A 23,978-nucleotide genomic window follows, 5' to 3' on the forward strand; every position below is an offset into this window, starting at 1 on the left:
CGGGCCTTTTTGTTATGATTCTGACAGGTGGCTGCTTACATTGTAATCTTTGACGCGCCACTTATTTTCAATTCGTTCGATATTGCTCAGGCACGCATTGACAAGCTTAGCTTTTTGTATGTCGGTATCACCGTCAGAAATGGCGGACAAGAGGGCGTGAATGGCTGCGCCGTGAGCGACGATCAGTACTTTTTGCTCAGGAAACCGCTCCTGAACTTTCACTAAACCGGCAAGCATTCTGTCTGTCAGCTCTTCTGCTGTCTCCATGTTCGGGTAGTTTTTATCCGGGTAGCGCTTCGACCGTTCCGGTAAAGACATTCCTTCCGCATCACCGTAGCTCCGTTCTCTGAAATCTTCCATGACGACAATGGGAAGATTTAAAAACCCGTTAATAATGTCAGCTGTTTTTCTGGCCCGTTTCATCGGGCTTGAGACGATGACATCCCATTCGGACCCCTTTAAGTACTCTCCTGTTTCTTTCGCCTGACGCTCTCCCGTCGCATTTAACGGAATATCCGATTTGCCTTGAAGCTTCTTTTGGGCGTTCCAATCAGTCTCTCCATGTCTTACTAAACAAACGGCAGTCATAAAGTCTCCACTCCGATCAATTTTTTATCGATATCATCTATTATACTGCCGTTACGTTAACACTTCAAAGAGAAGCGCCAGTCCGACTCCCCCTCCGCTGCCGATCGCTGCTGCTGCGTAGCGGGCATCCGGGCGTCTTTTTGCTTCATAAAAAAGCCGGGTGACAAGCGCCGCCCCGGAAGCCCCGTACGGATGCCCGACGGCCAGAGCGCCGCCCCGGACATTTATTTTAGAATACGGCACTCGAAGCTGCTGTGAAAAAACGCATATTTTGACGGCAAACGCCTCGTTGATTTCGTATATATCAATATCATCCGGTGACAGGTCCCGTTCCTTCAAAAGTTTTTTGACGGCATAAACCGGAGCTGCTGACGGATAATGCGGATGGACGCCGCTTACCGCGCTTCCGATAAAACGCAATCCCGGCTTTAAACCGAGAGACCGCGCTTTTTGTTCTTCCATCACACAAACTGCCGCCGCCCCGTCAGAAATTCCGCAGCTGTTGGCGGCGGTGACAGAGCCTCCGGACTGAAAGACGGGCTTGGCACGGGAGATGAGAGGCTCCATGTTCCGCTTTTTCAGCATGTTTTCGTCAGCGGCGAATCCGTGACAGGGAAGAATTTCCGGGCGGTACAAGCCGTCTTCGTGCGCTTTGACGCTCCGTTCATAGCTGAGAAGGGCATATTCGTCCTGCATCTTTCTCGTTACGCCGTAAGCCTGTGCCGTATACTCTGCTGCTATGCCCATATCAGGATCGCCGATGTGTTCAGGAGAAAAGCGCGCCCGGGATGAGAAAGGGGAACGGCTGCTGCTCTCCGCTCCTCCCGCGATGTATGTGCTCCCCGCACCGGCTTTAGCAAAGTGGCACGCGACCCTCACGGCGTCCAGTCCGGAGCCGCACTGCCTGTCGATGGTCGTACCGGACACGCTCAAAGGAAGTCCGGCGGCCAAGGCTGACAGCCGGGCGAGATTCCCGCCGCGGCCCGTCGCGTTTCCGATCAGGACTTCATCAATGTCTTCGGGCATGTTCCGGCTCAAATGGCGGATCAGCGGAGCTGCCAAATCTTCTGGGAGACAGTCTTTTAACAGGCCGTTTTCCCGGGCGAAAATTGTCCGTTTCGCATCCGTAATTACAGCTTCCATTCCATCATGTCCTTTGCCTGCTTTTGTACGGCGGCACGGGCGATCTTTCCGCCGCCTGTTTCCGGTATTTCTGAAAACAGCCATTTTTTCGGGATTTTATATGCCGCCAGCTGCTCGCGGCACTGTTTCTTCAGTTCCTTTACATTTGCATCTCCGTCGATCACCGCAACGGCGATGCTGCCCCAATAATCATCAGGAATGCCGATGACGGCCGCTTTTCTGACGCCCGGACAGCGGTTGAGCACACGTTCTATCTCTTCAGGGAATACATTCAGGCCGCCTGATACGATCATCCCGTTTTCACGTCCTTCGATATAAAGATAGCCTTCCCGATCAATATATCCCATGTCATCAACCGTCATCCAGCCGGAATCATCAGGTTTTGCGCCGTTGATGTATCCGGAAAATTTCATCGGGCTGTTCACAAAAATCTTCCCCGTTTCGCCCGGCATGCAGCGTTCTCCGCCGGGCCGGCGGATTTCGATTGTAACATTTTCAAACGGGCGGCCCGCGGCGTCAGGCTTTCGGGCGCTGTCTTCAGGCGATAAGAACGCCACGAAACTCAGCTCAGACGTTCCGTAAAAATCGTATAACCGCAAATGGGGATAGCGCTCTGACAGCACTTGTTTAGACGAAGCGGGCCAGTCTGCACCGGAAGAAATCACCTTGAGCGGTGTATCCGGAAACGCCTCTAGTGAGAGCAGGGCGTCCGTCATTGTCGGAACGGTATATAGAACGTCAGCTTGTCTGAGCCGGTCTTTCATTCCGGCCGGGTTGAATTTTCTTTGAAGGATGACGGTTCCGCCGATAAACAAAGTGCTGACGGCGCCGTATAAAAAGTGTGACGAGCGAAGCGTGCCCGGTACCAGCACTTTGTCATCAGGGGAAATGCCGAATTCACGTTTCGTACAAGAAAAGCTCTCCAGCCACGAACGGTGAGAGCGGGTGAAGGCTTTCGGCTTACCGGTCGATCCCGAGGTGAATCCGGTATAAAAGGGCAGGCCGGCGTTTTTGATAAAAGCGCCTTCCGTTTTTTCCGCCTCGATCAAAGGCCTGCATTCATCCCACAGGATGACAGGCGTTTTGACGCCGTCCAGTCTGCCGCTCAGCCGGCGGTCACAGATGACGAGGCCGGTTTTGCTGATGTTCAGCTGGTCCGCGAGTTCCGCCGCTGCCGAGCGGGGATCTAACGGAACCGCCGTGCAGCCGGCATGCGCCGCCCCTGCGAAAAGTTGTAAAAAAGGGATGCCGTTCGGCAGTAATATTGCAATGTTTTCCGGCTTACCTGAAAGGCTGCCAAGCCAGTTTGCGGTTTGGTTAACTAGCCTGTTCCAAGTTTGATAGGTGATCTGTTCTGTTTCTGTCTGAATTGCGATCTGTTCCGGCGCTTGTCCGGCTGTATCTGAATATGATGATGTAATCATGATGACTAAAATCAGCTTCCTTTCGTCGGCAAAAGCCGGCTTGCTTGAAGAGTTTTTCTGATTCTTACGGCTGCGAATGAGGCTGCGGCCGCTTTAAGCAGATCTCCGGGCACATAGATGAGGCTGAGCTTTACGGCAGTCAAGATATCAATGTGCATCATAAAAGCCTGAACGGGAATGCCGATGACATACAAAAACAGCACGCCGAACAAGAACTGTCTGATAAACAGATGGGGGACAGCAGCTGAGCGAAGGCCTTGGATGCTGAGGCTCAGCAGTAATGCCGCCAGCGGATATGCGATGAGATATCCGGCGCTCGGCCCGAAAAAAACCCCGAATCCGCCTCTGCCGCCTGAAAGGAGAGGCGCTCCGCATGCCACAATCAGCAAAAACAGCAATTGGCTTAAAAACGCCGCTTTCGGTTTTAGGATGCTTCCCGATAAGAGCACACCGATCGTCTGGAGCGTAATCGGAACCGGCGTAAAGGATAAGAAAAGCGGCGGGAGCAGCCCCAAAAGTCCCATAATGGCGGTAAACACGGCAATCTGCATCATTTCTGTCAATTTCATTATGTATTCCTCCAGCTTATCAAAATATGTTTATACAATAAAGCGAGTCTTTATATATGTCAACTCTATTATATTTCGAGTTAACATTAAAAAGACCGGCCCTTTATGAAAAAGGCCGGTCGGTTTATCTTTATTCTTCTGTAAGGATAACAAGTGAATCAACGGATGATGCAACGTGGGAAACCGCGCGGCTGACTTCTTGAAGGCCGCCGAGAAAGGCCTGCAAATCAACGTCGATTTTGCCTGTCTGGTCTTTGCTCGTTTTCATGCTTTGGACGATGTCATCAAACAGACGGTTGATCTGCGCCATTTTTTCTTTCGTTTCACTTACAAGTCCGTTTACATCTTTAATATGTTTGGACACGATGTTGATTTGTGTATTGGTATTGTTCACGAGCTCTGATACGGTGGAAACGGTTTTTTTCGTATCCTCTGAAAGCTTTCTTACCTCCGTCGCCACAACGGCGAACCCTTTGCCGTGCTCCCCGGCTCTCGCGGATTCTATTGAAGCGTTGAGTGACAGGAGATTCGTTTGCTCGGCGATCCCCGTCACGATGCCGAAGATTTTTTCGATCTGCTGGGCGATGTCATTCAGCTTGTCCATTTCTTCTTCAATCTGCAGAAGGCTGGCGTCGATTTTATTCATCTGCTGCTGCTGGCTTTCAAGCTCTTTTTTCCCGCCGATTGATTTTTCTTCGACATGTACGGAAGTGACGGTGCCGGCTTTTGACGCCTCGGAAATGCCCTCGGATTTATCGACCAGCTCCTGCACGGCTCTGCTCGTTTCTGAAAACAAATCAGCGAGTGATCCGGATGTTTCCTGGATTTTTTGATGAAGACGGGCTTTCTTTTCCTCTTGTTCGTCACGCTGGCAGTTATATTCGCTCTGGAATGCTTCAAGGACGAGCTGCTGTTCAAGATTCAATATTTTCGTCGTCGCTTTGATCGCTTTTAAAAGTTCATGCAAATCCGGGATTGCTGCTTCATATATGTTCATCATCGACAGAAGCAGATCCTGAAACGCTCCCATATACCATTTCGGTTCAAGGCCGATCCGCAAGTGGATGGAAGCGATGCGCTGTCTTTTTTCAATGAATTCATCATCAATCGTGCCGGCAAACATCTCATGGATATGACGCCGTAATGTTTTTTTCAGGCGCTCGACCGTGCTGTGGTCGTTAATGATCGTCATTAATGATTTTTCGTGATCCAGGTTTCGGTAAAAGGAATCGACGATTGTTGAGATATGTTCTTTAATTAACGGCTGCAGCTCTTCAAGCACATGAAGTTCTTCGTTTCCGAGCCTGACCATTTTCAGCTGTTTTTGGACATCTGCATATTGATTTGAAAGCGCGATGCGTTTTTTTCCATCGGCTTCTGAAAAATAAGCTGTTTCTTTTTTGCGGTCTTTTTTAAATAACAATATAAGTTCCCCCAGATATTCTCTTTTTCTTTTTATCGGTATGGAAGGAACTTGAATGAAGGAATCTGATAAAAATATTTTAATGCAGAAAAAAATAAAACCATTCGTACAGAATGGTTTAGTCAATCTTGGCTGAGGCGTTTCAGCGGCTTGATGGCGGGACCTTCGGCAACCCCGCCGTCAGGTGTGAACCGGGACCCGTGACAAGGACAGTCCCACGTCCGTTCGCCGTCATTCCATTCAACCTCACAGCCTAAATGGGTGCATGTCGTATCGACAAGATGCAGACAGCCTTTTTCATCTTTATAGGCGCCGGCCCGTTTGCCGTTTACCGTTACGATTTTTCCCTCCCCGGGCCGAAGAGTCTCAGGTGAAGCGTCCGGCCTCTCAAGTTTGCCTGAGATAAGGTGTTTGGCCACGTCGGCATTATAAGAAATCAGTTTTTTCAGTCCCGGATCTGCGTGGAAGCGTGACGGAATAAACAGGCCGGAAAACGGGTTCTTTTTGTTTTGAATATGATCAGCCAAAAGCTTCGCGGCGAGCGCTGAGCTTGTCATGCCCCATTTTTTAAAACCGGTCGCCGCCAAAATATGTTCTTCATCGCCTGAGATGGGACCGATGAACGGAATTTTGTCAATGGTGACAAGGTCTTGTGCAGACCAATGATATGGGATGCTTTCAACCCCGATTGTGTTTTCCGCAAATTGTTTCAGCGCTTCGTAATGCTCGGACATTTCTTTTCCTTGGCCTGTTTTGTGGCTTTCGCCGCCGACAAGAACCAGTTTTTCACCGTTCAAATCGGTGTATCGCAGTGATCTGGACGGCTTGTCTATGCTGAGATACATCCCGTCCGGATACGCTTGTTTCGGTTTTACCGCGAGTACGTAGGATCTGCTGGCATACATTCTGGCGGCATAAAGCCCGCCTCCGTCATAAAAAGGAAAGTGGGAAGAGCAGACAATGTAGCTGCACTTGATGCCGTGTCTGTTTTTCGTGACCACTTCCGGCTGCGGTTCTTTTTTTATGTCGATCGCAGCCGTCTGTTCAAAAATCCGCGCCCCGTTTTTAACGATCTCTTTGACGAGCGCTGCACCATATAAAAGCGGATGGAATTGCGCCTGATTCTTCATGGCGAGGCCGAGCCTGCAATCAACGGGGACGGGAAGTTCTTTCACAAGCTCGTGTTCAATGCCGAGCTTGGTATAAGCTTCCTGCTCACTGCGGATTTTTTTGACGCCTGATTCTGTATTGGTGTAAAGATATGCGTCTTGTTCAGCCAGTCTGCATTCAATCGAAAGGTCCTTCATAATCTGCTTCATGTCTTCCATGGCGCGGAGATGGGCTTCGAAATACAGCCTTGCGCTGGTCAGGCCGATCTGCTGAATAAGATCGGCATAGATGAAATCATGCTGGGCGGTGATTTTTGCGGTCGTGCCCGCGGTGGTCCCGTTTAAAATCCGGTCTGCTTCAATGACAGCGACACGGAAACCTCTTTTCGTCAGTTCGTATGCCGTTGTCAGGCCCGTAATTCCTCCGCCGATAACCGCAACGTCACATTCCGTATCTTCAGTGAGGGCGGGAAAGGTAGGAATGTCAGCTGTTGCTTTCCAATAGGAAGCCGGTTCCTCGTTTGAAAAAGTAGTCAATTCAGATTTACCTCCTCTGTTGTATATTCTTAATTTTTCCAATAAGACTCTATTCATACATGAAATTCGTATAAGATGCTCAAATTACTCATAATATAGTAATTAATGTAAAGGAGTGATCAAAATGGCTAATCAGAAGAAGAAAACCTTGCCGCCGCAGCATCAAAACCGGCAGCCGGGCTTTGAATATGTAATGGACCCGCGCCCCGTTTTTGACAAACCGAAAGCGGCGAAAAAACTTGAAGGGAAAACGGCGATCATCACGGGCGGAGACAGCGGGATCGGCCGCGCCGTATCCGTTTTATTCGCGAAGGAAGGCGCTAATGTGGTCATCGTTTACTTTGATGAGCATCAGGATGCCGAAGAGACGAAGCAATATGTAGAAAAAGAGGGGGCGAAGTGTCTGCTGATCGCAGGGGATGTCGGCGACGAAGCCTTTTGCAACGATGTCATCCGCCAGGCGGGCCAAGCCTTTCCTTCCATTGACATCCTGGTCAACAACGCAGGTGAGCAGCACGTACAGCCGGGGATTGAGAAAATCACGAGCCACCAGCTCATCAGAACGTTTCAGACGAATATTTTTTCAATGTTTTACTTAACGAAAGCCGCGCTCCCTCACCTGAAAAAAGGAAGTTCAATCATTAATACGGCTTCCATTACCGCCTATAAAGGCCACAAAACATTGATTGACTATTCAGCGACAAAAGGAGCGATCGTCACGTTTACAAGATCTCTTTCCCAATCTCTTGTCACTCAGGGCATCAGGGTAAACGCAGTGGCGCCGGGGCCGATCTGGACGCCGCTGATCCCGGCAAGCTTCTCGGCGAAGGAAGTGGAAGTCTTCGGCTCAGACGTGCCGATGCAGCGCCCGGGAGAGCCTGTTGAAGTGGCGCCGAGCTATTTGTACTTAGCAAGCGATGATTCTTCCTATGTCACGGGTCAGACGATTCATGTGAACGGCGGCACCATCGTAAACGGATAATGTAAAAAAAGCCAATCCATATGGATTGGCTTATTCACTCTGTTTGAGTGCTGCATATTCTTTTGAAAGCGTGAGGAACGCTTCTTTATTTTTATCATCAAGCGCCTTATTAATCTGCATTGTCAGCATGGCGATCCGGCGTTTATACAAGGATTCATCAAGCACCATTTGAATGTAAATATCGGCCATTGTCACATCGAATTCGTTTGCTTTTTGCGTGTTGCGGGACTTCATGAGCTCAGTGTACGACTTTTTCTCTTTCATAAAGAATCCCCCCAATGCCTTTTTTATAGTATATGGATAACGGCCGGAAAAATCAATTAATTTTTATAATCTTTAGACAACTAATACTTGGAAATATATCGACATATCCTGCAAATTGACGAAAAAACGAAAATGATCGTTGTATAAATGAGGTGAAATGAAAAAGAAAAATAATATTTAAATAGTAATTTAAGACTAAATTACATCTTTAAAAGGTGATTTTTAGCTATATTCAAAAAAAACCTGTCGTTTTTCAATGACAGATGATAGATTATTAGTATAAATTTTCAAGAAAAGGATTGGAGGCTGCACATCATGTGCCAGAAAACACACGCACCCTTAGAAAGCTATGAAGTAAATCGTTCAACCATCGCTGTTTTGCCTGAGGAAATAGACGGTAAAATGGGGTCGAAGGTCATTGAAAAAGACTGCATTCTGTATGTCAGCATGAAGCCGATTCACATCATCGACAGAAGCTGCCGCTACTTTGGCTCCAGCTATGCCGGGAGAAAAGCGGGAACATATGAAGCGATTAAAATTTCTCACAAGCCGCCGATTATGGTGGACCCTTCAAATCACATCTTTTTATTCCCTACACTTTCTTCTGCAAGGCCTCAATGCGGCTGGATATCGCATGTGCACGTTAAAGATTTTCAACCGACGGCATTTGATGACACAGCGGTCACGTTCTCAAACGGCAAAACGATGGAACTGGAAGTATCCTATCATTCTTTTGAAAATCAGGTTTACAGAACCGCCTATCTCAGAACCACTTTTCAGGACAGGATGGGCAGTCATATCCCGAAGCGGCAGGAATTCATGCTGTATCCGAAAGAAGAGCGGACAAGAATGATCTATGACTTTATTTTGCGGGAGCTGGGGGAGAGATATTAGAGAAAGCTGTGATGTGAAGGGACGGGTCCTCTCCTTTTGGGGAGGGCTTTTTTCGATTTACATGCCCGGGCAGAGTTGTATCGTGTCCGTCTGTTGGCTATGATGATGTAAAGAGTAATGATATTTCATTTTAGGAGAGATGGGCATGGATGTGTTTGCAAAATATGTATCAGGAATCGATAACCCGGATCACCGTCTCAAAGCAGAGGAAATTTTGTCGTGGACGGCTGGCCAATTTCCGAACTTAGAAGCGCAGATCAAGTGGAACAAACCGACATTTACCGATCACGGCACCTATATCATTATGTTTGCCGCGGCAAAAAATCATTTGAGCATTTTGCCTGAAAAAGAGACGATGGAGCATTTTGCCGATGACATCGCCCAGGCTGGGTACAGCGCTTCTTCGCGTCTGTTCAGAATTCGATGGACTGATCCGGTGCACTATGATCTGCTTAAGAAGATCATCGAATTTAACATCAAGGAAAAAGCTGAAAATCCGGGGTTTTGGCGCTAGCGGACGTGATGTTGAAGGAGGAAGACATGGACGTTTTCAAAGACTATTTATCAAGTATCGACAGCCCTGATCATCGTCTGCGAATGGAGGAAATCCTCTCGTGGACGGCTGACCAATTTCCGAACTTAGAAGCGCAGATCAAGTGGAACACGCCGATGTTTACCGATCACGGCACCTTTATTATCGGCTTTGCGGCAGCAAAGCATCATGTAAGTGTTTCCCCCGAAGAAGCTGGAATTGCGCATTTTGCCGACGACATTGCCCGTGCCGGCTACAGCGCTACTTCCCGTTTGTTCAGAATTCAATGGACTGAACCGGTGCATTAAGAGCTGCTTGAACGCATGATTCAATTCAATATTCAGGATAAGGCGGACTGCTCAGCATTTTGGCGGAAATAATGAAAGAAATGTTAAAAAACAACCCTGAGGAGGGCTGTTTTTTTATTGGAAACACATGATCAGCCCATTTTAATCAAGAAGCAATGGATGACGTACTATAAAAAATAAGGAGTACGAAGCAGTGAATGAATTTTATAAGGCGTTAACATATGTAAATAAAATTTTTTATGAACCAAATCACTTAACGATACATGATATTCAAGAAGAAGCTCAAAACTCAGAGTATGGGGCCGGTATGTTTCAGCTGAATTCAACATCAGTTCGATTCAGAGTCGCAAAAATAACGCCTAACAAGATAGGACAGTTTGTTGCTTTTTGGGAAAAAGATGGAGATGGTAAAAACCAAGCCTTCTCATATGAAAAGGCTGCTGATTTATTGGTTATCAATACTTTTGCCAGTAATAATCATTTTGGACAATTTGTTTTTCCAAAAGAAGTTCTAGTAAAGCAAAACATCCTTAAAACAGCCGCTGCAAAAGGAAAAATGGCAATTAGAGTTTACCCTGAATGGGAAAATCCCACCAGCAAACAAGCTATTGAAACACAAAAATGGCAGTTGGCATATTTTGTTGAGGCGAACGATGCAGATCGTTTTCCGGCACAAGACCTGTTAAAGCTATATTCTAACTAAAATTGGACAGCCCTGAGCCGGCTGACAGTATGTGAAGTTAACCGGTGCATGAGTTGGAGAATAACGGGGAACCTCAACAAATGAGGTTCCTCTAATTGTTATATAGAAATCGACATTTGAATTTACCAGAGTCATTTTATTAAAAGTAATCCGAGAAATAAGGGGTTTGCGTTTCCAGCAAATCCTCAATGAATTCCAATGTGTCCGGGCTGCATTCGAGCCGGCCCGTGCGGTGTAGGTATTCTGGTTTCCGGTATGCAAATAATAATGCCGTCATCGTCTGAATATCCAGTTTCGCCGCATCAGCATCGCCGCCCGGGCTTAAAACGGCTTTTCCTTCAGGCGAAATCTCCGCTGTAAAGACGCCCTGATTCCATTCAAGCAGCGGATCTTCCAGTGTAAAAGACCATGTCCGCTTCTCTTTTTGCGGTTTAAAGGGATACTGATTGATAAATTGCTCAATATCGACAATCCGGGCCATAAAGTAAGGAGAAATCGTTTCCTCAATTTCAGCATCTTCTAACAGAAAGGCGATCGGTTCATTAGAATAATTGTCGCCGACGACTTTTGTCACCATGGAGAAATGAGCCGAAATAAAGTTCCACAGGCCTCTTCGCGCTTCTTCATTTACATATACCATTTCTTTAATATGAAAAACTTCATCTGCAATCCAGTAAAGAACATAACCGTTCGTCTGTCTGGATTGGTCATAATACACGGCAGCCGTAAGCTCTTCTAAATCCCAGCGCCAATATTCATCCCATGCCAGTTCATTTCTGATCATGGCCGCATGGCTTTTATGCGCGAATCGGCTGTATACTTCTTTAATGACCTCATGTTCCGGCTCGACGCGTTCCACTTCACCGGAAACGATGCTCATTTTCGGGAGCTGAAAGTCTTTCACCTCAAACGTCATTTTATCGCTGATAATTTCCCAGCCTTTTCTTCTGTAGTAAGGGATGGAGTAGGGGAACAAATAGGATACGGACTGACCGCGCTCACGCATGTCAACTAATGCTTTGTATAACAGTTTCGCCATTAATCCCATATTGGCGTACTCGGGATATGTTCCGACCCCCGTCACACCGCCCATTTCGAACGTTTTATTAAAAATCCGGACTTGAAATGGATAAACGGCCGCCTGTGAAACGAGTTTGTCTTTGTCAAACCAGCCCAATACATGCGCTTGTTCCAAAACGGGGAGTTTTGCGGAGGCGATTTCGGGTTCCTTCCATCCCACTTCATGCAGATTACTGTTCGTGACTTGGAAAACATATCGGAGCAGCTGATTAAATTGCTGCAAATGTTTCGGTTTGACTTTCTTTAATTCAAGCCTTTTTTCTCTGTTCATAAATTTCGCTCCTGTATGAATAATGACTGAACGTCAATCATTTTTGTGGTTTACATAAAGTGTACATGAAAATCCGCCTCGTTTCCAATTTTTCACCCGGCGGCAGTATTGACATAACGAAACGCACGATGACAGAAATCGTGCGTTCAAAATTCTTTATTTGATGACAGACATGCTGACGCTGCTGCCTGACACTGTCAATTTGGCAAAATCCTGTGTATCAATCACAGGTGTGACTGCTTTATTGTCGATCGTGATGTTCGTAAAGGCTGTTGAGAAGTTTGATTTGATGTAAGGGCGCTGATCCTCTGATGTGACCGCGACGGTGGCGAGCGCTTTCCATTTTGAGACAGAGCCTACATTTGTTTGGGCGAGTTCTGAGATGATGCGGCCGGTGTATCCGTCATTATTCGTGCCCCAGTATGTGGCGCGGGTATTGCCGTTCAGATTTTTGTAGATGGTCAGCTGTACGGTGCTGCCGGGCCGAAAGCCTTTCGTATAGGTGAATTGGCTTTCTCCTTCCAGATACTTGACCTGGCCTTGTCCCTTTGAACCGACTTTCATGATCGGTTTCCATACATGATAGGTGTCACTGTACTGAAGTCCGATATCAGCCTCTGTGCCTCCGGTAAATCCTGAGTAAATATAGGCTGTCCCATTTGACACCTGAATTGAGCTTGGAAGCTGAATTTTCGTGACGAGTACAGAACCCGTGCTATTCAGGTAGGCCCTTCCGCCGATTCCTTTGCTGAGCTGGGACGCCGCTTCCGCCGTATTGGGATTGATCAACCCCGGAATTTCCGCCGTACATGTGCCGAATAGAACGGCTGTAGTGAGCACACCCGCAAAAAGCCCTTTTTTCATCATCATTTCTCCTCCTATCATCATAGTCAGATCGCGCTATCAATTCATATTATAAAAGATTTTGGGAAAAATTCCATAAAAGATATACGGGCGGACGTAAATTAAAACTATTTTCCTATTTATCTTGTAAATGGATATTATTTGAACTATGATATGTTCAGCAATACCGCATAACTCAGGAGAGGGGATAGGATAGAAATGAAAAAGACGGCAGCTGTGCTTTTGTCTTTCGGTCTTGTGTTCGGATGTTCATACGGAGCGGGGCAGACGGCAGAAGCGAAAACAAAGGTGAAAACGTATCAAAACTGCAAGGCGCTGAATAAGGTGTATAAGGGCGGAGTGGCCAAATCGTCGAAAGTGAAAAACAAGGGCGGCAGAACAAAGTACAAGCCGTATGTATCAAAAGCGCTTTACAATGCAAATAAAAGACTTGACCAAGATAAAGACTATATCGCATGTGAGAAATAAAAAAACAAGCCTCTTTAAAGAGGCTTGTTTTTTTAAATGGATTCGGCGGTGACGGCGGTTCCGTATCCGATTAATTCGGATGTGTTCTGTCCTGCGGTCAGTTCGAACCGCAGGCCGACGATGGCGTTCGCTCCGAGCTGCTCCGCCTCTCTGATCAGCCGCTCTTTCACCGCTTTTTTGGAGTCTTCCAGCATTTCAGTATAGCTTTTCAATTCGCCGCCGACGACAGATTTTAAGCCTGCAAGCAAGTCTTTGCCGATGTGTCTGGACTGGACGATACTGCTTGTCACCAAGCCTTTCACTTCCGTAATCTGTTTTCCGGCGACGGTTTCGGTCGTTGTCATGATCATGCGTTTTTCCCCTTTCGTGTATCTTACCGCTATCTTACCATTTAAGCCGCCTTTTCGGCTGCGCTGATTTGTTTTTTTCTGACTGCGGCGCTGACTGCAAACATGACGGCAATGTTCAGAACCAGTGCGATGATGCCTGTATTCATATCCTTAACGATCTGCGGAAGAAACGGAAAGAGGGTTCCGATGGTTGATTCGGTCAGCGTAATGAAGGCCACCGTTCCGACCCCGGCCGTTATGCCGGCAAAAGCGCCGTGGCTTGTGATGAAACGCCGCTTCGGCAGGCTGAATAAGAGGGCGGGGAAAAGCTGGGTGACAAGGCTGTAGCCCATTAAAAGCAAGGTGACGATGGTATTTCCGCCTTTCAGCGTAAAATATACGGATATCAGCGCGATGACGGGTACGGCGTATTTTGCGAGCCGTGAGACTTTTTCGTCAGTCGTGCCGGGCAGAATGGCTTTGTACACATTTTTGGCGAACAGCGTGCTTGAGGCCATTAATATCATTGAACCGGGTACAAGCGCCGTCAGAATGCCCGCCGATCCGATCAGTCCGACAAACCAGGGATCAAAGGTTTTCACAGACAGCTTTAATAACGCGAGATCCGTGTCCGTCCCTTTTAAATCGGGCACCTGCAGAATCGCCGCAAATCCGGTAAAGATGACAAACAGCAGGACGAGCTGATAAAGAGGCATGATGATTGCGTTTTTCCGAAACACCCGAGGATGCTCCGCCGAATAGGAAGCGGCAAATGTATGGGGCCACATATAAAAGCCGAGGGCGGTCAGCAAAACCGTTGAGCTGAACCAGGAAACGCTCTGTCCGGTTTCCGGCAGCGTGAGAAAACCGGGTTTTGCGGCGTCAATTTGTTTGAACATCTCCGTAAATCCGCCATAGTAATGAATGGGCAGATAAATGCCTAAATACAGGACGATGCCTAAAATCATGATATCTTTAACGACTGATATCCACGCTGAACCGTGGATTCCTGATATCATCACATAAATCGTGATGGAGACAGCGCCGATCCAGACAGCGGCTGAGGGCGGAATCTGTCCGTATGACGTTGCTGAAACAATTAATCCGAGCCCTTTCAGCTGCAGGACGAGATAGGGGATGAGGGATGCGATGCCGACGAGCGATACGAGAATGCCGAGGAGCGGGCTGTTGTATTTTGAAATAAAAAAATCTGATTGCGACATCAGTTTGTGTTGTTTGGCGTAAGTCCACACGGCTGGCAGAAGCCAATATGACAAAATGTAGGCAAGGCAGCCGTACGCGATAATATAAAAGGCGGGGCCTCCTTTTCCGTAAGCCCATCCGCTTCCGCCGAGGAATGTAAAGGTCGTGTATATTTCTCCCGCCATTAATAAAAAGACAAACATCGTGCCGAAGCCGCGCCCGCCCACCGTCCATTGTTCAAGGTCCATATGTTTTCCTTTTCGGGCCCGGATTCCGAGATATACACAAAACAGGAGCACGGCGGCCATTACGGGAAATGCTGCGTTCATTCCGCCTCACCCGCCTTGTTTTCTTTGTCCAATTTGTAAACGGCGGCCATCAGAACGGAAGTCAGCACCGCCCAGATGACGACATACGCGAGAATGAAAGGCATTCCGAAAACATAAGGCGTCACCCGGTTGGCAAATGGAATGCCGGCGAGAATTCCGAAAAAGGGCAGGGCGGCGAGAACATGAATCAGTTTCATAACATTCCTCCTTTTCATTGAAAACAGCGTGTCCCGATTATAAAGAAAATCATGTCGAATGTATAGTGTGAATAGTCTGAAATTTATCAGTTGAAAAGGAAAAGCAGTCCCGGCTGCTTTTTAAATGGTCGCAAGAGACAGGTAATATTCTAATAAGGCGGTTACCTGTTCCCGTATTCTCGGGTTGAAATAACGGTGTTTTTCTTCATAGCCGTTAATGGTGCATATATAAAGCGTAAATGCTTCGTCTCTTTCCGCTTCGTATATTTTAATTTTACGCTTTCTTAACTCTTTTCGAACATCACTCAAATCCTTTTGTGCTAATTTTAAAGAGCAGCTGATAAGCTGTTTATAGGGTTGTTTTAATTTGAACGGGCACGAATCAAGCGCTTCGAGGTCCCGGTTCAGGATGGCAGCCGCCATGGGCAGAAACAGCCCTTTTTCGATGAGATCGCGGGTGCCGCTCCGGATGTCAGGCATAAATACTCCTTCTTTCTTAAAAAAAGAGAACGTTTGTTCTTATTTTATACTCGCTTACACGATATTTCAAGTCGGAAAATCTCGTAAACATTTTCGTTTTTTGGAGATAATGTGTAGAATAAGGATAGACAAACTCGTTAAGGAGTATAAACGTTGGAGCAATTTTTATCATATTTGACTGAGGAACAGCTGACGGAATGGTTCCAAAGCTATAGAGCTTTCGGCCCGGCGGCTGCGGTTGCACTGCCTTTTATTGAAGCGTTTCTTCCGTTTTTGCCGCTTGTTGTATTTGTGGTGGCGAATACGAATGCATTTGGGTTATGGGAAGGTTTTTTTCTGTCGTGGCTCGGATCTGCGGCAGGATCGATGCTGATGTTTTATGCCGTCCGCCGTTTCGGACAGAAAAGAGCTTTCGGTTTCATCCGCAGGCATCAGACCATAAGGCGGATGATGCTCTGGGTTGAGCGGCACGGTTTCGGTCCGCTGTTTATTTTGCTTTGCTTCCCCTTTACGCCGTCCGCTGCGGTTCATATCGTTGCCGGCCTGTCACGGGTCGGGGCGCTGCAGTTTATATCAGCAGCCGCTATGGGGAAAATGGTCATGATTTTTATGATCAGCTTTATCGGATATGATCTACACGCGCTCATGACACAGCCTTTCAGGATGGCGGGCGCCATTACGGTGATCGCGGTGCTGTGGTATGCCGGAAAGCATATCGAACGGCGTTTACAGACGAGAATCAGTCAGCATGAGAAAGACGGAGGGAGACAGGAATCTTGAAAAAACGATTTTGGTTTATAGCCGGCGTGCTTATCGTTGTTTTGGCCATACAATTAAAGAATGCCATTTTTATTGATTATAAAGTCGAAGGAATCAGCATGAATCCGACCTTTAAACAAGGAAATGAGCTGATGGTCAACAAGTTTTCCCATCGTTACAAAACGATCCGCCGTTTCGATATTGTCCTGTTTAAAGGCCCGCACCGCAAAGTGCTGATCAAACGTGTCATCGGGCTCCCCGGCGAGTCAATCGCATACAGGGAGGATCAGCTGTATGTGAATGGAAAACGGGTGGCGGAACCGTTTTTAAAACCGTTAAAGTCATCATTGTCCGCCGGGAGCCATGTGACCGGTGATTATACGCTGAAGGAAACGACCGGGCGCAAAAGCATACCGAAGGGACAATACTTTGTTATTGGCGACAACCGCATATACAGCCTCGACAGCCGTCATTTCGGTCCGATTAAGGATAAAGACATTGTCGGAGTCATCAGTGAATCAGACGCCAAGTAAACGGCGTCTTTTTTTCGGAAATGATTGTAAAAAAGCAGAGGGAAGACTATAATGAAAATTGTTACGCGCGAAACAAAAAGGAGGCGTTTTATTTTTTGGTGATTTTGTTACTCGTGTAACAAAAAATATGAAAGAGGGCTGATGAGATGAAAACACAGGCTGCCATTATCGGGGGAGGTCCGGTCGGGCTTATGCTTGCATCAGAACTGGCGCTGGCCGGAGTGAAAACGACTGTTATTGAACGATTGAAGAAGACGGTGCCATATTCCAAAGCGCTTATTATGCATCCGCGAACACTTGAGCTTTTTGCCATGAGAGGCATATTGGAACGCTTTTTGGAAAAAGGGACGAAGGTGTCTTCCGGCCATTTTTCCATGCTGGATACACGGCTGGATTTTTCTCGGCTGGATACGAAGCAGAATTATTCGTTAATGCTGCCTCAGGCAGAAACGGAGCGGATTTTGGAGGAGTATGCATCAAGTCTCGGCGCAGACATCATCCGCGGGGCGGAAGCGATGGCTGTCACCCAGACGGATGACGGAGTGGAGACGGTGTTCCGGGACGAAAGCGGTATCCGCACTCTTCACAGCTTATATGCCGCGGGTACAGACGGAGCGGGGAGCATTGTCAGGAAACAGGCGGGCATCGCTTTTTCGGGCACTGATGCCGACTTAACAGGAACGCTCTGTGATGCCGCTTTGAAACATCCGCCCGAATCTTCCTTTTTTTCAACGTGCCGCCTGGAGGGATCGGTTGTGATTGTCCCTCTTACGGACGGACTTTTCCGCGTTCTCATCGTTTCTCCGCACGCTCCGCAAAAGCGGAAGGAAGAGCCGGTCACCGAAAATGAGCTGAAAGAAGACCTGCGGCGGATATGCGGCACTGATTTCGGATTGGGTGATCCGGTATGGATGTCGCGGTTCGGCAATGCCGAGCGTCAGGCCGAACAATACCGATCAGGCCGGGTTTTTGTGGCCGGTGATGCGGCGCACATTCATTTTCCCGCAGGCGGCCAAGGCCTGAATACGGGGCTTCAGGATGCCTTCAACCTCGGCTGGAAGCTGGCGGCGCAAATGAAGGGGAAAGCGGCGCCTTATCTTCTGGACAGCTATCATCAGGAAAGGCACAGCACAGGAAAAGAAGTATTGCACAATATAAAAACCCAGATAAAGCTCATGGATTTTACCGAGTCGGGGATGGCATTAAGAGAAACGATGACCGCTTTGCTGGATTTTCAGGAGTCCAACCGTTTATTGGCGGGAAAAGTATCCGCGCTTGATCTGCATTATGAACCGGATGCGGAGCTGCCGCCGCATATCCTGAACGGAAAACGCCTGCCGGATATCGAATTGATCCTTCATGACGGGCGGCCGGCCCGGCTGTATGATTTTCTTCATAAGGGCGCCTTTGTGCTTTTATCATTAAGAGGGAGCATTCATGCCGGTATTGATACGGACAGCGTGGCAGCTGTCAGGGCGGAGCTTGCTGAAACACGTGCCGATTGGGATGACGTCCACACCGTTTTAATCCGGCCGGACGGCCACGCGGCATGGGCAGCCGGCGGCTCGGGACGTGAAGCGGAAGAAGCTGTTCTGGCCGGTTTGGAGAGATGGGGATTCATCTGATACCCTTTTATGCGCCTGTGTGATTGTTTCTTGTGTAACAAAACGTTATAGTAAAAGAAACAATCAATACGGAAGGGTGATTCAGCAGTTGGACAGAAGACAGCCAGACCATGCAAAACACATGATTCTTGAAGGGCTGACAGATATTTTTCACGAGCAGGAGAGGTGTCAGGAGGACATCAGGGCGTCGTTGGCCGGACGGATGGACGAACTCCGTGAAGAAAACGGAAAAAAATTACAGCTGACCTTGACGGAAATTCACATTTTGTCGTGTATCGGAGATCATGAACCGATCAATGTCACGTCAATAGCGGAAAAAATGAAGACGACAAAGCCGACCGTGTCGAGAAGCTGCGCGAAGTTTTTGGAAGCCGGCTTTCTGCGCAGGACCCGGCTGAGCGACAATAAAAAAGAAGTCTATTTCCGGCTGACTCCTGCCGGGAAAGAGCTGCATTCCCTACATCATGAATATCATGAATTGATAAAAAAGCGGCTCTTGGCGTTTTTAGACCGCTATACAGATGAAGAACTGTTATTTGCTGAACGGCTGTTCCGTGATCTTTCAGCAAACTGGCGGTCTGTAAATGGCGGCGGAGAGCTGTTCAAATAAAAAACACGCATCCATATGCGTGTTTTTTATTCAGATCATGTTCCTCTTTCTGCCCGGCCTCTTTCGCCGTGTGCCCGTTTCAACTGAGAAAGGTGGTGCAGCAGCCGATAGAAAGGCGGAAGCATGGCGATGACGAGAACGATCCGGATGACCTGAACCGCGACGACGAAAGTCGAGTCTTCGTGCAGGGTGATCGAAGTCGCCGCCATCTCGGCGATCCCGCCGGGAGAAAAGGCGAGAACAGATGTAATCATGGAGATGCCCGTTAATTTAGAAACCGCAACCGCGCTCAGAATCATGGCGGCGATTAATCCGACGGAAGAAATAAATCCGACGGTCAGCACTCTCGTCACACCGGTGAACATGCTTTTGTACATTTTTGATCCGATTGTGGCGCCGAGAAAAATTTGTGACAGCTGGTTCGCTTCCGGCGGCCACCAGGCCAGCATGTCTTTGCCCGCCAAGGCGGACACGCCGATTTCCGCAGCAGCAACGCCGATCATGCTGCCGAGCAGCCAAGGGGCGGGAAATTTCAGCCGTTTTGCGCCTTTGCTTGCAAGCCAGGCAGCCAAAATAAATCCGGCCGTTAACAAGACGGGAGTAAGGCCCGGATGTGAAGCTCCTGCCGAAACGGCTCCGGCTGATGTCTGAGCTGCACCGTTTTGTTTGGTAAATAAGAAAATGACGAGAAACGGTATTGTCATGACGACCAAAAGGACGCGCGTCAGCTGAATAAGGCTTACAATCGCGGTGTTTGCGCCGACTTCCTGGGCGATACCGGGCATGGCGGATAAACCGCCCGGCGCCGTGCCTACAAAGCTTGTCATCATGTCCGTCCGGCTGAACCGAAAGAGCACATATCCGGAAACAAGCGCCATCACGATAGAGAAAATCAGCATGAAGCCTACCGGAAGCCAATGCTCCCGTAAAACCGACAGAACGGACAGGTTCAGTTTCTGGCCGAGTTCGATGCCGAGGATCATTTGACCCGCTGCAAGCCATCTGCGGTGAATCCCTCTTCTGTCAGGCGCCATGAACAGCCAGCGGGGCCTCGTCATGGAGAGGATGCAGCCGGCGGCCAGCGTTCCGAGCATCCAGGCGATCGACATCCCTGTAAGCGAAAGAAGAAACCCCCCTGCCGCACTGATGAGAATAAACCAGATATCCGTAAGGAGATGTTTGTCTTTCTTCAATGAAAACCCTTCTTCCTGAAACATTCATATTAAATTGTTAAGCTCGTTAACCTTACTATTACTATAGTATAGATTTTGAGATAAATAAATAATGAATTATTTCTCATAATCCATTCATTTTTCTTATCGCAAACGCAAAAAAAGCTCCGGAGATGGGTGAGTGCACCCTACTCCGAAACCTCGCCCGCTTTTCCTTTCCACACAAAGGTCAATCCCAGACCGAGAAATAAAACCACACCTGCGAACAGAAACGGGAAGTGAATATTCATATCAAATAAAATACCGCCCAGAGCCGGGCCGAAAATGGTGCCCAAACTCGTGTATGTTGAGTTCATACCGGCAACAAACCCCTGCTGATTTCCTGCGATTTTCGATAAATAAGTAGTCAGTGCCGGGCGCAGTAAATCAAACGCAAGGAAAATGATGCAGGTGACAGCGAGCACGGGCAAAAATCCTGACATCACCGTAGAAACGAAAGCCAGCACAGCGCCGATGATCAGACAAAGCTGAATGACTTTTTTCTCCCCGAGGAAGTTGACAAGTCTTCCGAACGCGAGTACTTGAATGAGGACCGCCACAATGGAGCTGAACGTAATAATAATGGCGATATCCTTTGGCGTGAAGCCGAATTTATGGTTTGTAAATAAGCTGAATACCGTTTCGTACGCCGACAGTCCGAATGCCAAAACAAAAACGATGATAAAGGCGATCAAGTAGTTTGGATGAATCGACTTTTTCAAATCTTTTAAGAAGGTTGATTCTTTGACGCTTTCCAGCTGCTTTGCGCGTTCTTCTTTAGTTAACGGCTCTTTCAGCATAAAGACAGAGGAAATCACTGCGATAAATGCAATTCCCGCCGCAAAGAAAAACGGCATACGAACGCCGTGATCGGCAATAAATCCTCCTATGCCGGGCCCGATGATAAACCCTGTGCTGATGGCGGCAGATACATAGCCCATCGCCTTCGATCTTTCCTGCACCGTCGTAATATCTGCGACATACGCTGTAACAGCGGGCATGATAAAAGCGGCACTGATGCCCCCCAGCACCCTTGCGAAATATAAAATGGAGACATGTGTGCCCAATCCGAAGGTCAGTTCGGATAATGCGAACAAAAACAGTCCGGCGAGAATCATGATTTTTCTGCCGAAGCGGTCAACCCATCTCCCCGCAATGGGGGATGCAATTAATTGCGCAACGGCGAAGGCAGCGACAAGGTATCCCATTGTGCTGCCCGTCAAGTGCATCACATTCATAAACAGCGGCATAACGGGAATGATCAATCCGATGCCTAAAAACGCAATAAATATGTTGCTTAATAAGATGATGAGTACAGCCTTTTGTTCTCTGATCGGTTTTTGCATGTTGTTTCTCCTTTGTCAGCTGTCATTCTGTTTATCAGCGCTGATCGACCCGTGAATAAACACGGAGATGGCTTCTTTTTGCAATTCGATTCTTTGCTGAATGGTATCGTTTTTATATAACACATCTAAACCGTAGAAGACGGATAGCAGGATTTTTACTTTTGATTCGACATGATGAATGGACCAGCTGCCGTCTTGATTTCCCTCTTCTAAGATCTCTCTCATCACATCGTCATATTCAATATCAATTTTGTTGAGCCGCTTTACGACCTCCTCTGACGTAAACGCACTCGCATAAAACTCTTCACTTGCTCTCATAAGCGGGTAATTGATGCTCATCCGGCTGAGCAGCTCCGCAAAGCCCGTCAACTTTTCGGCAGCATCTTTCAGATCAGCTTCCATTTCCCTCCACGTCTCGATCATCACGCGGTGATCCTCTTCCATGATATGAAGAAACAGAAACTCTTTTCCTTTAAAATGGTGATATAGATTGCCTTTACTGATTTCGGCCGCCTCTAAAATATCCCGAATCGATGTTTCTGAATATCCTTTTTTTGCAAATAAGTCACGCGAAGCGGATACGAGCCTGTTCTTTGTCTTTTCGCTCTTTCCGGCGCCGCCTTTTGTATTTGTCACTTCACACAGATCCTTTCCGCCAAATGAGGTTCGGCTCCTTAAAAACCGACCGGTTGGTTTATTTTATTATAAAGGGTTTTTGCTGATTATACAATGAAGAAGTTATCCGTTTTTTAGAGAGTATCACGCAGCTCGAAAAGTAAACCCCATTCTCTCATGTTGAAAGAACGGGGTTTGTCTGCGGTCTGAAGACTCCCGGCGGGGGAGCGTGATCTGCCTGAACCGTTATTTTCCGGTATTTACCTCGGTGTAGCTTGTATTCGGCGCGTTTGATACCGTTCCCCCTGTATGGTGGAAAGGAGAGTGGGCCATATCGTATAAAAACCAGACGGCGTGACGCTGCTCGTCAAATGCCGTGCGGGCAAATAACCGCTTCGCTTCCGGATGCACCGCTCTATCGGATGCCTGCAAATAAAAATCATTCGTTTTCTGCTCATCATAAAACGCCGCCCTCATTCCTTCTCTGTATGTGTGCGGACAATGCTCCGTCTGTTTCGGCGTCAACTGTTTTCCGGTAATTGACGTATACAGAGAAGAAAAAGCGTGCAGGTGGCGCACTTCTTCCTCTCTGATATGTTCGATTCGTCTTCTGATTTCTGCGGTCGGCGCTTTTTCGGCTAATATTGAGTAGCAAATCACAGCGCTGTATTCACCGTTTATGGATTTTACCAGATCCTTGATAAGCACAGAATCGTCACTGCAGATGGCTGTATAATGAAAAAAATTCTCGTGCATTGGACTCACCCCCGGATGTTTATAGGGTATTATACGGCGGCAGCCCGTGACATGTGCGGATGTCATTTTTATTCTTGATCTAGCGGCGATGTAATATGGTCGTCGTATGTGTCGACAAAAAGCCGGCCGTTGCTTCCGCGCACAGCGTATACAACGTCTTCCGGTTTGAGGTTTCTCTTGTCCAATTCTTCTCTCAGCCATTTTTCCGATACGTGGTTTTCTTCCAGGTTTTTCACCACCAGCCGGCCGTCCATAATCAGCTCAACGGCAAAGTTCTTTTCATGTCCGGCAAAGATGCCGAGATCCTGTCTTGTAACGGGCGCAAATTCCGGTTTGACCTCCACTGACATGCTGCCGTTTGTTTCAATGATGGCAGTCTGAACCTGAGAAATGTCAAATACGTCATTTACACGCAGCTGCTGGTTCAAGTAGTCGATGGTATAACGCATCGTTTTCATATTATGCTCAAGTATTTTACCGTTTTGAATGATAATGGTCGGTTTGCCTGCAAAGAAACCCCTAAGGACCCTGTTTTTCATAGAAAGATATGCGACAAGGTAAATGATTGCCACGAAAATAATGTAGGCAATGACATGATAATGAATCGGCAGCTTTGTATTAAACGACAGATTTGCCGTGATGGCGCCGAGCGAGATGGCCGCAATGAAATCAAAAAGCGTCATCTGTGAAATGGTTTGTTTACCGAGTATCCGGGCGCCGATAAACAGAATGCTGAACGACAGAGCCGTCCGTACAATTACTTCGGGATATTCTGACATCATCATTAGTCCTTTTTTCTTTATTTTGGTCAAAAACGAAATTTTTT

27 protein-coding genes and 1 pseudogene are annotated in these 23,978 nt (G+C 47.6%); 10 read left to right on the top strand and 18 right to left on the bottom strand.

The annotated features are described in order from the left end of the window. Positions 1-12 precede the first annotated feature (12 nt). The 6 genes from JNUCC22_RS05265 to JNUCC22_RS05290 all read right to left on the bottom strand — a co-directional run bounded on the left by JNUCC22_RS05265 (position 13) and on the right by JNUCC22_RS05290 (position 6,793). The gene (locus JNUCC22_RS05265; protein ID WP_216062188.1) at positions 13-588 is read right to left on the bottom strand and encodes a histidine phosphatase family protein; all 576 of its coding nucleotides are present in this window, start codon (positions 586-588) and stop codon (positions 13-15) included. A gap of 51 nt (positions 589-639) precedes the next feature. Next, positions 640-1,731, bottom strand: coding sequence for an acetyl-CoA C-acyltransferase (locus tag JNUCC22_RS05270; RefSeq protein WP_032866169.1), 1,092 nt, complete (start codon positions 1,729-1,731; stop codon positions 640-642). Continuing rightward, entirely contained in the window at positions 1,719-3,155 is a 1,437-nt protein-coding gene (locus JNUCC22_RS05275) for an acyl-CoA synthetase (protein WP_032866168.1), read from the bottom strand. Before JNUCC22_RS05275 ends, JNUCC22_RS05270 begins: the two co-directional genes overlap by 13 nt. An 11-nt stretch (positions 3,156-3,166) precedes the next feature. Further along, positions 3,167-3,724 carry a biotin transporter BioY gene (locus tag JNUCC22_RS05280; RefSeq protein WP_015239524.1) on the bottom strand — a complete coding sequence of 186 codons (558 nt, stop codon included), beginning with the start codon at positions 3,722-3,724 and terminating at the stop codon, positions 3,167-3,169. A 130-nt stretch (positions 3,725-3,854) separates the two neighbouring features. Beyond that, on the bottom strand, positions 3,855-5,147 hold the full coding sequence (locus tag JNUCC22_RS05285) for a heme-based aerotactic transducer HemAT (protein WP_216062189.1): 1,293 nt from the start codon (positions 5,145-5,147) through the stop codon (positions 3,855-3,857). A gap of 122 nt (positions 5,148-5,269) precedes the next feature. Then, positions 5,270-6,793 (bottom strand): FAD-dependent oxidoreductase, encoded by a 1,524-nt coding sequence (locus tag JNUCC22_RS05290; protein WP_216062190.1) that lies wholly within the window; start codon positions 6,791-6,793, stop codon positions 5,270-5,272. A gap of 124 nt (positions 6,794-6,917) precedes the next feature. Between JNUCC22_RS05290 and JNUCC22_RS05295 the strand changes: the two genes are divergently transcribed. Next, entirely contained in the window at positions 6,918-7,775 is an 858-nt protein-coding gene (locus tag JNUCC22_RS05295) for an SDR family oxidoreductase (RefSeq protein ID WP_007610477.1), read from the top strand. A 30-nt stretch (positions 7,776-7,805) separates the two neighbouring features. Here JNUCC22_RS05295 and JNUCC22_RS05300 read toward each other — a convergent pair whose 3' ends face one another. Further along, positions 7,806-8,039 carry an IDEAL domain-containing protein gene (locus tag JNUCC22_RS05300; protein ID WP_007610478.1) on the bottom strand — a complete coding sequence of 78 codons (234 nt, stop codon included), beginning with the start codon at positions 8,037-8,039 and terminating at the stop codon, positions 7,806-7,808. A 315-nt stretch (positions 8,040-8,354) separates the two neighbouring features. Here JNUCC22_RS05300 and JNUCC22_RS05305 point away from each other — a divergent pair, with 315 nt between their 5' ends. From JNUCC22_RS05305 to JNUCC22_RS05320, 4 genes and pseudogenes are all read left to right on the top strand, one after another. Continuing rightward, complete coding sequence (locus JNUCC22_RS05305; protein WP_003155179.1) at positions 8,355-8,933, top strand: competence protein ComK; 579 nt, start codon at positions 8,355-8,357, stop codon at positions 8,931-8,933. 145 nt (positions 8,934-9,078) lie between these two features. Continuing rightward, a complete protein-coding gene (locus tag JNUCC22_RS05310; protein WP_012117235.1) occupies positions 9,079-9,447 on the top strand; it encodes an iron chaperone in 369 nt (122 codons plus the stop codon). A gap of 26 nt (positions 9,448-9,473) precedes the next feature. Then, a pseudogene (locus tag JNUCC22_RS05315) lies at positions 9,474-9,845 on the top strand (iron chaperone). A gap of 121 nt (positions 9,846-9,966) precedes the next feature. Further along, positions 9,967-10,476 carry a MepB family protein gene (locus tag JNUCC22_RS05320; protein WP_216062191.1) on the top strand — a complete coding sequence of 170 codons (510 nt, stop codon included), beginning with the start codon at positions 9,967-9,969 and terminating at the stop codon, positions 10,474-10,476. A gap of 139 nt (positions 10,477-10,615) precedes the next feature. Here the strand turns inward: JNUCC22_RS05320 and JNUCC22_RS05325 are convergent, their stop codons facing one another. Both JNUCC22_RS05325 and JNUCC22_RS05330 read right to left on the bottom strand, forming a co-directional pair. Continuing rightward, on the bottom strand, positions 10,616-11,827 hold the full coding sequence (locus JNUCC22_RS05325) for a GNAT family N-acetyltransferase (RefSeq protein WP_216062192.1): 1,212 nt from the start codon (positions 11,825-11,827) through the stop codon (positions 10,616-10,618). A 156-nt stretch (positions 11,828-11,983) separates the two neighbouring features. Continuing rightward, entirely contained in the window at positions 11,984-12,694 is a 711-nt protein-coding gene (locus tag JNUCC22_RS05330; RefSeq protein WP_216062193.1) for a YrpD family protein, read from the bottom strand. 195 nt (positions 12,695-12,889) lie between these two features. Here JNUCC22_RS05330 and JNUCC22_RS05335 point away from each other — a divergent pair, with 195 nt between their 5' ends. Beyond that, positions 12,890-13,159, top strand: a complete 270-nt coding sequence (locus JNUCC22_RS05335; RefSeq protein ID WP_024085094.1) for an excalibur calcium-binding domain-containing protein — start codon at positions 12,890-12,892, stop codon at positions 13,157-13,159. A 32-nt stretch (positions 13,160-13,191) separates the two neighbouring features. On the opposite strand, the gene JNUCC22_RS05340 is transcribed toward JNUCC22_RS05335, so the two are convergent. The 4 genes from JNUCC22_RS05340 to JNUCC22_RS05355 form a co-directional block, all read right to left on the bottom strand. Beyond that, positions 13,192-13,509: a YbjQ family protein gene (locus tag JNUCC22_RS05340; RefSeq protein ID WP_003155166.1), complete on the bottom strand. Its 318-nt coding sequence runs from the start codon at positions 13,507-13,509 to the stop codon at positions 13,192-13,194. A gap of 41 nt (positions 13,510-13,550) precedes the next feature. Continuing rightward, on the bottom strand, positions 13,551-15,020 hold the full coding sequence (locus JNUCC22_RS05345; RefSeq protein ID WP_042635037.1) for a sodium:solute symporter family protein: 1,470 nt from the start codon (positions 15,018-15,020) through the stop codon (positions 13,551-13,553). Then, entirely contained in the window at positions 15,017-15,217 is a 201-nt protein-coding gene (locus JNUCC22_RS05350) for a DUF3311 domain-containing protein (protein WP_007409181.1), read from the bottom strand. Before JNUCC22_RS05350 ends, JNUCC22_RS05345 begins: the two co-directional genes overlap by 4 nt. 120 nt (positions 15,218-15,337) lie before the next feature. Then, positions 15,338-15,697 carry a YhjD family protein gene (locus tag JNUCC22_RS05355; protein ID WP_012117241.1) on the bottom strand — a complete coding sequence of 120 codons (360 nt, stop codon included), beginning with the start codon at positions 15,695-15,697 and terminating at the stop codon, positions 15,338-15,340. Positions 15,698-15,850: 153 nt separating this feature from the next. Here JNUCC22_RS05355 and JNUCC22_RS05360 point away from each other — a divergent pair, with 153 nt between their 5' ends. From JNUCC22_RS05360 to JNUCC22_RS05375, 4 genes are all read left to right on the top strand, one after another. Then, a complete protein-coding gene (locus JNUCC22_RS05360) occupies positions 15,851-16,477 on the top strand; it encodes a TVP38/TMEM64 family protein (RefSeq protein ID WP_015239532.1) in 627 nt (208 codons plus the stop codon). After that, the gene (lepB, locus tag JNUCC22_RS05365; RefSeq protein WP_003155158.1) at positions 16,474-16,989 is read left to right on the top strand and encodes a signal peptidase I; all 516 of its coding nucleotides are present in this window, start codon (positions 16,474-16,476) and stop codon (positions 16,987-16,989) included. Before JNUCC22_RS05360 ends, lepB begins: the two co-directional genes overlap by 4 nt. Before the next feature lie 146 nt (positions 16,990-17,135). Continuing rightward, positions 17,136-18,614, top strand: coding sequence for a monooxygenase (locus JNUCC22_RS05370; RefSeq protein WP_128974048.1), 1,479 nt, complete (start codon positions 17,136-17,138; stop codon positions 18,612-18,614). 88 nt (positions 18,615-18,702) lie between these two features. Beyond that, complete coding sequence (locus JNUCC22_RS05375) at positions 18,703-19,224, top strand: MarR family transcriptional regulator (RefSeq protein ID WP_012117244.1); 522 nt, start codon at positions 18,703-18,705, stop codon at positions 19,222-19,224. Positions 19,225-19,259: 35 nt separating this feature from the next. Here JNUCC22_RS05375 and JNUCC22_RS05380 read toward each other — a convergent pair whose 3' ends face one another. The 5 genes from JNUCC22_RS05380 to JNUCC22_RS05400 all read right to left on the bottom strand — a co-directional run bounded on the left by JNUCC22_RS05380 (position 19,260) and on the right by JNUCC22_RS05400 (position 23,934). After that, positions 19,260-20,417 (bottom strand): AbrB family transcriptional regulator, encoded by a 1,158-nt coding sequence (locus tag JNUCC22_RS05380; protein WP_025284526.1) that lies wholly within the window; start codon positions 20,415-20,417, stop codon positions 19,260-19,262. Between the two features lie 167 nt (positions 20,418-20,584). Then, complete coding sequence (locus JNUCC22_RS05385) at positions 20,585-21,781, bottom strand: MFS transporter (protein ID WP_007409175.1); 1,197 nt, start codon at positions 21,779-21,781, stop codon at positions 20,585-20,587. A 15-nt stretch (positions 21,782-21,796) separates the two neighbouring features. Further along, entirely contained in the window at positions 21,797-22,417 is a 621-nt protein-coding gene (locus JNUCC22_RS05390; RefSeq protein WP_025284527.1) for a TetR/AcrR family transcriptional regulator, read from the bottom strand. Positions 22,418-22,642: 225 nt separating this feature from the next. Then, the gene (locus JNUCC22_RS05395) at positions 22,643-23,152 is read right to left on the bottom strand and encodes a ferritin-like domain-containing protein (RefSeq protein ID WP_216062194.1); all 510 of its coding nucleotides are present in this window, start codon (positions 23,150-23,152) and stop codon (positions 22,643-22,645) included. Positions 23,153-23,220: 68 nt separating this feature from the next. Next, on the bottom strand, positions 23,221-23,934 hold the full coding sequence (locus JNUCC22_RS05400) for a DUF421 domain-containing protein (RefSeq protein WP_082997809.1): 714 nt from the start codon (positions 23,932-23,934) through the stop codon (positions 23,221-23,223). Positions 23,935-23,978 lie beyond the last annotated feature (44 nt).

The organism is Bacillus sp. JNUCC-22 (assembly GCF_018861275.1).
GTDB lineage: Bacteria > Bacillota > Bacilli > Bacillales > Bacillaceae > Bacillus > Bacillus velezensis.

Excerpts from the sequence above, each read along its gene's own strand:
- JNUCC22_RS05265 (WP_216062188.1), bottom strand. The coding sequence starts at position 588 with ATGACTGCCGTTTGTTTAGTAAGACATGGAGAGACTGATTGGAACGCC.
- JNUCC22_RS05270 (WP_032866169.1), bottom strand. The coding sequence starts at position 1,731 with ATGGAAGCTGTAATTACGGATGCGAAACGGACAATTTTCGCCCGGGAA.
- JNUCC22_RS05275 (WP_032866168.1), bottom strand. The coding sequence starts at position 3,155 with ATGATTACATCATCATATTCAGATACAGCCGGACAAGCGCCGGAACAG.
- JNUCC22_RS05280 (WP_015239524.1), bottom strand. The coding sequence starts at position 3,724 with ATGAAATTGACAGAAATGATGCAGATTGCCGTGTTTACCGCCATTATG.
- JNUCC22_RS05295 (WP_007610477.1), top strand. The coding sequence starts at position 6,918 with ATGGCTAATCAGAAGAAGAAAACCTTGCCGCCGCAGCATCAAAACCGG.
- JNUCC22_RS05300 (WP_007610478.1), bottom strand. The coding sequence starts at position 8,039 with ATGAAAGAGAAAAAGTCGTACACTGAGCTCATGAAGTCCCGCAACACG.
- JNUCC22_RS05305 (WP_003155179.1), top strand. The coding sequence starts at position 8,355 with ATGTGCCAGAAAACACACGCACCCTTAGAAAGCTATGAAGTAAATCGT.
- JNUCC22_RS05310 (WP_012117235.1), top strand. The coding sequence starts at position 9,079 with ATGGATGTGTTTGCAAAATATGTATCAGGAATCGATAACCCGGATCAC.
- JNUCC22_RS05325 (WP_216062192.1), bottom strand. The coding sequence starts at position 11,827 with ATGAACAGAGAAAAAAGGCTTGAATTAAAGAAAGTCAAACCGAAACAT.
- JNUCC22_RS05330 (WP_216062193.1), bottom strand. The coding sequence starts at position 12,694 with ATGATGAAAAAAGGGCTTTTTGCGGGTGTGCTCACTACAGCCGTTCTA.
- JNUCC22_RS05335 (WP_024085094.1), top strand. The coding sequence starts at position 12,890 with ATGAAAAAGACGGCAGCTGTGCTTTTGTCTTTCGGTCTTGTGTTCGGA.
- JNUCC22_RS05340 (WP_003155166.1), bottom strand. The coding sequence starts at position 13,509 with ATGATCATGACAACGACCGAAACCGTCGCCGGAAAACAGATTACGGAA.
- JNUCC22_RS05345 (WP_042635037.1), bottom strand. The coding sequence starts at position 15,020 with ATGAACGCAGCATTTCCCGTAATGGCCGCCGTGCTCCTGTTTTGTGTA.
- JNUCC22_RS05350 (WP_007409181.1), bottom strand. The coding sequence starts at position 15,217 with ATGAAACTGATTCATGTTCTCGCCGCCCTGCCCTTTTTCGGAATTCTC.
- JNUCC22_RS05355 (WP_012117241.1), bottom strand. The coding sequence starts at position 15,697 with ATGCCTGACATCCGGAGCGGCACCCGCGATCTCATCGAAAAAGGGCTG.
- JNUCC22_RS05370 (WP_128974048.1), top strand. The coding sequence starts at position 17,136 with ATGAAAACACAGGCTGCCATTATCGGGGGAGGTCCGGTCGGGCTTATG.
- JNUCC22_RS05385 (WP_007409175.1), bottom strand. The coding sequence starts at position 21,781 with ATGCAAAAACCGATCAGAGAACAAAAGGCTGTACTCATCATCTTATTA.
- JNUCC22_RS05395 (WP_216062194.1), bottom strand. The coding sequence starts at position 23,152 with ATGCACGAGAATTTTTTTCATTATACAGCCATCTGCAGTGACGATTCT.
- JNUCC22_RS05400 (WP_082997809.1), bottom strand. The coding sequence starts at position 23,934 with ATGATGTCAGAATATCCCGAAGTAATTGTACGGACGGCTCTGTCGTTC.